Source organism: Syntrophomonas sp. (assembly GCF_028707975.1).
GTDB lineage: Bacteria > Bacillota > Syntrophomonadia > Syntrophomonadales > Syntrophomonadaceae > Syntrophomonas.
Map to the genome: position 1 here is coordinate 1 of NZ_JAQVZX010000067.1, position 10,060 is coordinate 10,060.

Annotated in this window: 12 protein-coding genes; 10 read left to right on the forward strand and 2 right to left on the reverse strand. The window is 41.8% G+C overall.

Features of this window, described 5'->3' with window-relative positions; translation table 11 throughout:
• Positions 1–207: 207 nt before the first annotated feature.
• Both PHP87_RS08715 and PHP87_RS08720 read right to left on the reverse strand, forming a co-directional pair.
• Complete coding sequence (locus PHP87_RS08715) at positions 208–2,055, reverse strand: M56 family metallopeptidase (protein ID WP_299920419.1); 1,848 nt, start codon at positions 2,053–2,055, stop codon at positions 208–210.
• Positions 2,052–2,432 carry a BlaI/MecI/CopY family transcriptional regulator gene (locus PHP87_RS08720; RefSeq protein WP_299920421.1) on the reverse strand — a complete coding sequence of 127 codons (381 nt, stop codon included), beginning with the start codon at positions 2,430–2,432 and terminating at the stop codon, positions 2,052–2,054. Before PHP87_RS08720 ends, PHP87_RS08715 begins: the two co-directional genes overlap by 4 nt.
• 430 nt (positions 2,433–2,862) lie before the next feature.
• Here PHP87_RS08720 and PHP87_RS08725 point away from each other — a divergent pair, with 430 nt between their 5' ends.
• The 10 genes from PHP87_RS08725 to PHP87_RS08770 all read left to right on the forward strand — a co-directional run bounded on the left by PHP87_RS08725 (position 2,863) and on the right by PHP87_RS08770 (position 9,577).
• Positions 2,863–3,072 (forward strand): hypothetical protein, encoded by a 210-nt coding sequence (locus tag PHP87_RS08725; protein WP_299920423.1) that lies wholly within the window; start codon positions 2,863–2,865, stop codon positions 3,070–3,072.
• The gene (locus tag PHP87_RS08730; protein ID WP_299920424.1) at positions 3,062–3,292 is read left to right on the forward strand and encodes a type II toxin-antitoxin system RelE/ParE family toxin; all 231 of its coding nucleotides are present in this window, start codon (positions 3,062–3,064) and stop codon (positions 3,290–3,292) included. Before PHP87_RS08725 ends, PHP87_RS08730 begins: the two co-directional genes overlap by 11 nt.
• Before the next feature lie 74 nt (positions 3,293–3,366).
• Positions 3,367–3,501, forward strand: coding sequence for a toxin-antitoxin system HicB family antitoxin (locus PHP87_RS08735; RefSeq protein ID WP_299920440.1), 135 nt, complete (start codon positions 3,367–3,369; stop codon positions 3,499–3,501).
• A 466-nt stretch (positions 3,502–3,967) separates the two neighbouring features.
• Positions 3,968–4,423 carry a MarR family transcriptional regulator gene (locus tag PHP87_RS08740; protein WP_299920426.1) on the forward strand — a complete coding sequence of 152 codons (456 nt, stop codon included), beginning with the start codon at positions 3,968–3,970 and terminating at the stop codon, positions 4,421–4,423.
• A gap of 142 nt (positions 4,424–4,565) precedes the next feature.
• Positions 4,566–5,441 (forward strand): CPBP family intramembrane glutamic endopeptidase, encoded by an 876-nt coding sequence (locus tag PHP87_RS08745; RefSeq protein ID WP_299920428.1) that lies wholly within the window; start codon positions 4,566–4,568, stop codon positions 5,439–5,441.
• Between the two features lie 82 nt (positions 5,442–5,523).
• Positions 5,524–6,384: a DUF6544 family protein gene (locus PHP87_RS08750; RefSeq protein ID WP_299920430.1), complete on the forward strand. Its 861-nt coding sequence runs from the start codon at positions 5,524–5,526 to the stop codon at positions 6,382–6,384.
• A complete protein-coding gene (locus PHP87_RS08755; RefSeq protein ID WP_299920432.1) occupies positions 6,371–6,601 on the forward strand; it encodes a hypothetical protein in 231 nt (76 codons plus the stop codon). The genes PHP87_RS08750 and PHP87_RS08755 overlap by 14 nt, the downstream gene beginning before the upstream one ends.
• Positions 6,567–7,031 carry a hypothetical protein gene (locus tag PHP87_RS08760; protein ID WP_299920434.1) on the forward strand — a complete coding sequence of 155 codons (465 nt, stop codon included), beginning with the start codon at positions 6,567–6,569 and terminating at the stop codon, positions 7,029–7,031. Before PHP87_RS08755 ends, PHP87_RS08760 begins: the two co-directional genes overlap by 35 nt.
• A 498-nt stretch (positions 7,032–7,529) precedes the next feature.
• Positions 7,530–7,922 (forward strand): BlaI/MecI/CopY family transcriptional regulator, encoded by a 393-nt coding sequence (locus PHP87_RS08765; RefSeq protein WP_299920436.1) that lies wholly within the window; start codon positions 7,530–7,532, stop codon positions 7,920–7,922.
• A gap of 101 nt (positions 7,923–8,023) precedes the next feature.
• Positions 8,024–9,577, forward strand: coding sequence for a DUF5050 domain-containing protein (locus tag PHP87_RS08770; RefSeq protein ID WP_299920438.1), 1,554 nt, complete (start codon positions 8,024–8,026; stop codon positions 9,575–9,577).
• The last annotated feature ends 483 nt before the right edge of the window (positions 9,578–10,060 follow it).

Sequence of the window (10,060 nt, forward strand, 5' to 3'; positions counted from 1 at the left end):
AACATCTTTTCATTATATTGATCATTCCTTTCTCTGTATCCGTTTATAAAATATCATGTAGTATTCCTCTAACCCTCACTCTTTGCTTCCTTATGTCGCTAAATATAAATGATGTGTCTTACTATTCCTTTTTACTACTCAAATTCCAAACACCTTTAAGCATACAAAACATACTTATAGCCCATAGGATTCCATAAATCCCAAGAGCTAAAGAGTTTTCTTCTGAGCGCTGATTTTTTCGATGTGTTGCGGATCGCTGTTTGTAGTACCGTTACTTATAGCATTGTTGTCTGTAGAATATTCGTTAACTACGATCCAAATTGAGGCCTGTCTTTTAGCTCCGCTCTCGTCGATCAACATTGGTCGGATTAAGTTGACTTCTACTTCGCCGTCCTCCCATGCAAATTTGACCACGGCCAGTGGGGTTTCCGCATTTTGGTCTTGATAAGATTCTGTCACCTTTGCTCCTACAAGGTTTAATTGATGAATGGCAGCCGATACTGGATTCTCAAGGATCCCGGTTTTGCCCCGGACATTTTTATCTGCCTGAGCCTGATAAGTAGCTGCTAAATGCATAAAATCAGGGAATCCGGGCTCGAACGCCACATCAAAGCCAGCCTTGCTTTTAATGCTTTTGAAGAACTTCATCGTGACCTGCGTCGCATTATACGCGCCCTCGACTTTTTTCACCGTAATAGTTTCTTTCCCCACATAAATTGAGGGGTCTGATGTCCTGAAATAATAATACATATGAATAGTTGAATTATCCTCTATGTCTATCACATAATCTTTATTCCAAGGCCATGGGCTGGACCAACCCATCCAATACTCTCCATTTTCCGCTATGCCGCCGATTGTTAAGTATAGCTCCTCGCTTTCACACAATTCGTGAATAGTCCTTGCATCTCTCTGCGAAAACGCATCTGCCCATTTAATGGCGAAAGCCTCGATCTCTTTTTTGTCGTCATTGCTCAAACCCTCTACATTATTTGGTGCTGCAGTAAAGGTATAACCGACAGCAAATATAGAAATCAACAGTACGGCAATCAATGTCGTGGTCTTCATTTTCTTATTCTTTGCAATTAGAGTGATTCTCTCCTTTATCCCATTTGTACTGCCGTACATGGTAGTTGCCATTTGCAAAACATCGCCCTTATGATCACTTTGCTTTATTAAGTCTACTAAGGTCCTGCCATAGGCCAGCCTATCTTCCTTTCCGATCTCTTTAAGTACACCGTAATCACAGGCCAACTCACAATCTCTTTTGGACATTATTGCAGCTACCCATACCAAAGGATTGAACCAGTAAAATGCCAACAGTCCACCCCTGACAATAGCCCAGATCAAATCATGGTGCTTGTAATGACATAGCTCGTGAGCAATAGCAAAACGAAGCTTTTCCTGATCGGCAGCTACCTCAGAAGGAACATAAATGGCCACTTCTCCTTTGTATCCCATGAGACATGGGGAATCAAGACCTTCTACCACATATACTGACAGCAATTTTGTTGTTTTAATATCGGCCTCTCGATGAATAAGCCCTTTCTCGTCAACGGCTAGCTTACCGTTTTTATCTGCTTTAACGGACATTAGGAACATTCTGTTTTTAGAGATCTTCTTACCAAACTTGCGGTTCACATGAATGAACCATAACACTAAAGCAAAAGCCCCTACTGCCCAGACAATCATCATCAAAAGCTGCCAGTCTATGGCCGCTGCAGCGGAAATTCCCTCACCACTGGTCATGACACCAGTTTGCACATTATTCATAATCAGTACGGCATTATCAATTGCTTCCGCCTCTGCATGACCTGCAAGGACCTGCTCGACATCCGAAGCTCCTCGAATTGCTGCTTCAGCACTGCTTATTGCATTCATTACACTGAATGCACTTTCCACAGGGCGAAGGTCAAACAATCGAAAGGCTGCTAGCCTGAGCGCCACAAGACTCCAGAGTCCATACTGCACCATGGGATTAATTTTTCCCTTAAACACAAACCTTATGGCGAGGATAATCAAAATCAGCACAGATGAAGATATAATTGTATCAATCATTTCTCTTCCTCCTCAGCCCTTTTTAATATGGCATATAACTCTTCGATTTCTTCCTTTGATAAACTGTTTTTCTCAACCATTGTGTTAACCATCAGGCCCAAGCTTCCGGAATAGACTTTGTCGAGAAAGCTTTCAGTTTCTTCCAATGCCGTTTCGGCACGCTCCACCGCCGGATAATATTGCTTTGCTTTAACCCCTTGCTCATATCTTACCGCCCCCTTGGATTCCATACGGTTAAGCATAGTAATAATAGTATGCTTGCTCCAGCCTGTGGATTCTTTCAGAGCAGACGTAAGCTTGGTAATAGTCTGAGGAGCGGATTTCCATAGCACATTCATGATAATCCACTCACCATCAGATAAATTGATTCGTTTCATATTTAATCCTCCATTTAATAAAGGTTGACATCCGTTTACCTAATAATATTATTATGGTATACATATGTCAACCTGTTCTTTAGAATTATTTGTTTTTTTATCAATTGCTAAAAGTTTTTATTACGAACATCAATATATTAAGGACGAGAATTTTTTGCCCATTTTTAAAGTCCCTCTAATTCTTCATATTCGCAAGGAACTTGTATAATCTGCTGAAAATGAATGATACTTCATCTATTAAAAGGTTCTTGAATTTGTACGTTCACTGGTTAGCCCACTAGCTATCGGAGTAACTGGTAAAGAACTATTAAAGTTTGCCGGTACATTAACAGATGACCAAGCGTGTGAAATAAAAGAAATCATTGGGAGGGATTAGGATAAAATTGACATCCCCGACTAACTTTTCATATTCTGTATTTGAGGTAATAAAATGTTAGCTACGCGTGAGAATGTTAAAGCCCTAGTAGACCGGTTAAGCGATGATCAAGTCTTTGCTTTATGGATTATTCTCCAACCTTTAGCTTGGCCAGCAGAAGAAATCTCTCCAGAGGATGCGCTGGAGATTGCCGAAGCTAAAGCAGAGATTGAGGCTGGTAAGGGAATAAAGGCGGAGGATGTATGGCGTAAGCTTGGAATTTGATATAATTTTTTCTCCAAAGGCATTTAAGGATTTAAAGAAATTGGACAAACCAACTCAAATTAGAATCAAGGAAGCAGTTACAAGGCTTAAACAATTTCCTCCTCAGGCTGATGTACTAAAATTAAAAGGTGGACAGGGAAACGAGTTTAGGCTAAGAGTTGGTGACTGGAGAGTAGTATTTTTTAATATCAGTTTCAGGAGAAAGAAGTATATATCTTAACTATTAAAATAGGCGGGATGCCTATAAATAGGAATATAATGGGGCTTTTAAAAGTCTTTAGCCAACTTAATTCCATGTTTGCTTACTATGTTCGGGTTCCCAAAACATTACACCGTACACTTGTTGAACTGGCCAGATCCGAAGGGGTAAGCTTAAACCAGTTTATAACTTATACCCTTTCTCGTGCCGTTGGACTTCGGCCTTTTTAAGGATTAACCTGCTGCCGCAGCTATTTATGGACTGCGACTACGCCGGTTTTTATAACGGAGAACTGCTGTAATTGGCAAGGGAATTAGAATCTAAAGTCTTTAGCCATCTTAATTTCATGTTTGCTTACTATATGGTACGCCCAGCCTCCACCAGATTATCTACCATCTATTGATAAAAAGAATTTTATCGGTAGGTGGTTTTTATTTTGCCTGGAAAGCCGGTAATAAGGCCGCTCTTGCAATTTGGAGGAGCGGCGTTTATCTTTTTCTGACGGCTATTTGGGCGATGACAAGATATTACCCCTGCATTTTTCCAGGGAGGTGGCAGGGGTAATAGTTTCTTTCTGAAGAGTGCTATTTTGACAGTAAAGCTAAAGAATGAGCAAAAAGATGTTGACATTAGGTAACATGTTGCGTATAATGCAAACGTAACATGTTACCTTAATTAAATTTGCGAGGTTGTACTATGAATCAATTAGAACAGAAGGCATACATTTTCGGGACGATATTTGCATTGTCAAACAAATTGCAGGTGATTGGGGATAAATTTGATAAAAATATCACCATTAAACAGTGGTTGCTCCTGGTAAGTATTTCAAAATTCGAGGAACCACCGACAATAAGTGAAGTAGCCAACTATGTTGGTTACTCTCGCCAAAATGCCAAGCGAATGGCGGCTGTGCTACAGGAACGAGGCTTTGTAACCATAGACAAAGATGAAAACGATGCACGAGCTCTTCGCATTGCACGGACGCCAAAGTGTATAGAATACTTTGCCGGGCGCGATCAGAGGGAATTGGAATTCCTGGAGGAGATTTTCAATGGATTTGATGCTGAATTAACCGCTGGTTTTTATCAGGGCTTATCCAGGCTTGAAAAAAATATTGCAACGATGATAGATAATGATGCAAACGACAGCTAAGGGGTTATCGTGTCATCGAGATAAAACCAAATCAGAATTTGCCAAGGATTCAAACCCAACCCTAGAAAAACGGCTGTGTATAGATAACTATGGTGCGGTTTTACTATATGGCGTAAAGCCGAGTATATGAGGAGGGGCTGGCGTGAATAAAAAAGATATCCGAAATCTAGGGTTATTTATTTCCATTGTTATTATAAGCGGGTGGTTAGGGGTCCTGCTTGATTCTGTCCTCACCGAGCAGCCCGAAGGTGATTCTCTTGGTATGGGTGTATGGTTGGTATTACCTATGCTGACTGCCTTGGTAATCATTTTAATTTCACGGTTCAGTTGGAAAGAGCTCGGCTTAAAACCGAACTTTAAAGGCAATATAAAATGGTACCTGGCTTCGATTCTTATTTTCCCGGTTGTAACCGCCATCGTTATGCTAATTGGAGCAGCCACGAATTGGATAGACTTGTCCGCATTTGCTCTCAGACCTTTTATTGTCGCGTTTGGCAGTACTATGTTCGTTAATTTTATTATTGATATCTTTGAAGAGACTGCCTGGCGCGGTTATCTGACTTCCCAACTTCTCAAACTAAATCTTAATGACTGGAAGCTATATCTTATCGTCGGCTGTGTGTGGGCCGCATGGCATATTCCATATTATTTGGTTTTTTTGCCGGAGGCAGATATACAAGCGGTAATGCCAGTCAGTCGGGCTATCTATGTTGTCGTTGCTTTTACCACTTTCTTATGCTGGACGGTGATGTTTACTGAACTTTTCCGGGTAACAAAGTCAGTCTGGCCCTGTGTTATATTGCATACGGTGGAGGATTCACTTATAAATTTGTTAGTTATATCAGGTTATATCAGCATTGCTGTCGGAAAAGAAATACTGGTTTCCCCTATCAATGGAATCATTGCTTCAATTTTGTATTTAGCTGTTGGGCTGGGAATAAGAGCCTATAGAATAAAAGCTTATGGAATGCGAACAGACCAAATCCTTATTAGTAAAGCTGAAGAGTGTTCAGGATGAGGAATAATGAGCGATCCAGCGGTCCAAGGATGTGTATGGATAGCGCCCATATTGAACTGATCGTTTAAGGAGTTGATTTTTTATGAAAAGAGGTAAAAAAAATATGGTCTGGATCCTAGCGGTTGCAGCGTTAATTGCCGGCATATTGATATGGTTTATCGTTCCTTATTCACCTACTAAAGCAGAATTTGCTAAATTGACCAGCTATCAAATGACTAAAACGATGACCCAAGGCGGGATTATTACTTCCGAAGATATTGCAGAACTGCCCCTGCCAGTGCAGAAGTACTTTCAGTATTGCGGATATATTGGTAAATCCAAAATGTCGAATATGAATGTGCATTTTAACGATGTTGATTTTGTGTTAACACCAGACAAACCAAAGCTGAAAATAAAATACACCCAGTATAACTTCGTAGCAGAACCAGAAAGATTTGCTTATATTAATACAAGTTTGTATGGTATCCCTTTCGAAGGTATTGATGCTTACCAGAATGGTGCAGGTTCCATGAAAGGTGTTATTGCCAAAACTTTTACTTTATTTGATCAAAAGGGTGAAGCGATGGATCAAGCCAGTCTGGTTACCTGCCTGGCTGAAAGCTTGCTATTACCTACCTTAGCCCTGCAAGAATATATTAGCTGGGAAGAGATTGACGAAACTCACGCTCAGGCAGTGATAAATTTTTATGGAATATCAGCCAGTGGAATCTTTACCTTTGACGATAATGGCGCCATGACCAGGTTCACTACCAATGACCGAGAATATACCGATACCAAAGGCAATAGTCAAAAGGTAAAGTGGTCGGCAGTCTGTGGAGATTATGAAGAGGTTGATGGAATCAAGTATCCATCAAATCTAAAAGCCGTATGGCACTTAGAAACTGGAGACCTGGTATATTTTGATGGCCGAGATATAACCGTAAAATACGATGTGTCCAAGTGAGCCGATCGCTTTATTAAATGGGGGTAAGAAGCTACCCAAGCTGCGCGAACTCCTATCCGACCGGACGGCCCTGGTAGTAACCGGTATTATACATGCCCTGTGGCATACTCCAGTTATCTTGATGGGGCACAATTACGGAACCAGCTATGCGGGCTATCCGTGGCTGGGGATTTTGGGAGGCTATGGAAACTACCATGCTGCAGACAGGCTGGGCTGACGACGCCAAGCTGACCGACAACGGGGACGGCAGCTTTTTAGTGACAGGCACCTCCCGTGATGGCGGCGCAATGAGCATCAGGATTGAATACGATCCCGACCGGGACGATCTTCGCCTGGAGGCGCAAAAGGATGGAGAGTCGGCGCTGCTCTTTGAATATGCGAAGGACGGCGGCGGATACGCGGCGCAGTATTATTTCAAGGCGATTACGGGCCATGATTTCAGCGGTGCTAAAGAGCAGATGTGTGTTTACAGAACTATTTTTGATGGGCAAAACGGCTCCTGCGCCCGCTTTGACGGTATAGATGCCGAACCGGAAACTTTGCTTGGCGGCGTTCCCTCGGAGGAAGATTTCATCAGCGGAGCTACTCACTGGTTCACCATTGCCAATGGAGAATTTACAGGGAAACTGAACGGAAAGGCTTTTTAGCCAGCGCAGCAGCTTCTTTTTGGCTTCATGCCCAAGGCTTTCTGATGAGTCATCGAGATAAAACCAAAATAAGAATTTGCCAAGGATTCAAACCCAACCCTAGAAAAATGGCTGTGTATAGACAACTATGGTGCGGTTTTACTATATGGCGTAAAGCCGAGTGTATGAGGAGGGGCTGGCACCCCGCCTCCACCAGATTATCTACCATCTATTGATAAAATTTATTTTATCGGTGGGTGGTTTTTATATTGCCCGAAAAGCTGGTATTTAGGCCGTTCCTGCGTTTTGCGGAGCGGCTTTTTAGTTTTGCGGCATGGTATTTTAGTGATGACAAGATATAACCCCGGCTATTTTTCCGTCGTGTTGGCAGGGTTAATCGATACGTTCTTTTGCTGGTTTTTGGTAAATATAAACAGCAGTTGATTTTCTTATTCTACAAATGTAGAATAAGAAATAGATTTGGTTTGCGTAGTAATTAATGAGGAAAAGGAGAAGGACATGGAACACATAAAACGACTGCCGGACAGTGAGCTGGAATTGATGATGATCATCTGGGAAGCGGGGCAGCCGGTTTCTTCTGCCTATATTATGGACAAGCTGGCGGGGGAGAAACATTGGGCCAATACAACCGTGCTAAACTTTTTAGCCCGTTTAGTGGACAGGGGGTTTCTGGCCATCAACAAGCAGGGAAGAGTAAATTATTACACTTCTCTCATTAATGAGCAAGATTATCTTAACAAGGAAAGTAAATCATTTCTGAAAAGAATGCACATGGGCTCACTCAAGAATTTTGTCGCGGCCTTATATGACGGGGATGCGATAAGTAATGAAGACCTGGCGGAATTAAAACAATTTGTGGAAGAGATTGCCGATAAAAATAAAGAGGGATAGTTATGACAGGTGGCCCGGTCCTATTTTATTGATGAGCCACAAGGATTACTTAAAATATTCAGAGATCATTTAAAAGAATATAAGTGAGAGGGGAGATCAAGATGAGGAAAAAACTAACCACACTGTTACTGATGATCATATTTACGCTGGGCATATTTTCTGTTCCCGCCCATGCTGCAAGTGGCAATGTAAAAGTTATTTTGCCGGCTTTTAAGGTGACATTGAACGGGACGGTCATTGAAAATGCAAGCAACCAGTATCCATTGATCGTGTACAAAGATATAACTTATTTTCCTATGACTTATTACGACTGCCGCTTCCTGGGCCTGGAAAGTGTATGGAACAGCAGCACCGGACTAAAGATCGCCAAGACCGGCGTCAATTGGGGATACCATAAATATCAGGTAGCCGGCAGAAATAATACTGCTTATACGGCGGCCATTGCTGCCTTCAAAATCAATGTCAACGGCCAACAGATCGATAACAGCAAGGAAGAATATCCCTTGCTGGTGTTTAGGAACATTACTTATTTCCCTCTGACCTGGCGGTTTGCGGTGGATGAATTTAGCTGGAAATACTCTTTTGATGAGAGAAACGGCCTGGTGATCAATTCAACTGCTTCCGGTACGACGGCAGCCCAGCTGACGCTTCCGATCGTTACCCTGCCTGATGGGGAAAAGGGGGCCTTTACGATGGCCGGAAACTACTATTACTATCAAGGGGAGAAGGGTAAAATTTATCAAGCACCGGTCGCTAACCCCACTGACCGCAGAGAAGTTTATCAGTTGGCGGAAAGCTATTATTTTGGTTATGAATATGGGCTATCATCATTACATACTGACAACGGTAAAGCTATTTTGAAATATCATAGCGGCGGTGCCACCATGGGATCCGATCACATTATCTGGCTGAAGGAGGACGGTACGACCGAGGATATTGATCACGGTTATTCCGCGATAAGAATATATGACGATTACACCGTCAGGGTCGATCACTGGGCTCCGCCGATTGCTGATAATCTGCAGATAAAAAAGACGGGTGAGGATGAATACACCAATGTGGGCGACCCGGAATGCTATTTTGGCCGCTTCTTCCTGAGTGACAGTCAGGGCCTCTCATCCCAGCCCAGTCAGGATCTATACTTGATTGACGAAGAGATTTATGTACTTGGTTACTATCAAGATAAAAACTTGCCAACTACCACCGGTATCTACCGAGTAAATATCCACAGCGGCAAAACAGCAAGAGTCTGTGAAGCAGAGGCGTCCGGTTTTAAAATTACCGATGAAATGATCTACTTTACCGACCGTAATCAATATCTGTACCGGGTTCTGTTAAGCGGAGGCCAGGCCGAACTATTGATCGATAAAGCCGTAAGCCAGTATGAAATACTGCAGGGGCATTTATATTATGTGCTGGCAGACACTGGACAGCTATTTGCTCTTGGTAATGAAGAATCGGTCAATCCCGGCGGACAGCTCAAAAAAATGGAGATCCAGAATGGTTATTTGACGGCGATTTTTAAAAAAGAAAGTGAATCCTCTTATAAAATGATGATTATTGATAAAAACGGCCAGATACTCTATAAAACCATGGAAAATATACTTCTGGTAAGAATTGAAAACGGCAAAATGATTTTAGTGAAAGATAATTGAGAATTGGAATAACAAAATAACGCTGACGCTTGGCTACAATTCTGCTGCTGCCTTTAAAATATTTAATAGGGATTGCTAAAGGACATGATTGAACAGTCCATCGGCTTGAAATATTTCTTTTAGCGGTTTCTCATTAAGCTTTTTAAGATAGCGTGCGGCAGGAGGCAAAATGACTAATTTGGTCATCAGTCTGTCTCTGAGCCGAAGACATCTTCATAGTTATCGCTTGATGCTTGGAAACCCAAAATAGCCGACAACTCTTCTAAGGAGTTGGCATTATAAGTGTTGAATATTTGTAAAGCAATATAAGAACAGGCAAGTGCATCATCGCCAGCGTTATGATGCCTAAAATCATAATCAATAGTAGCAGCAATGGTGCTGTTTCAAAATCCATTTACACAAAACTATACAAATACCCAATTAAATTAGACTTTCCTTTCTATAAAATGTTTAGTTAGCTTTTAATACTGTTAAATCTCGCTT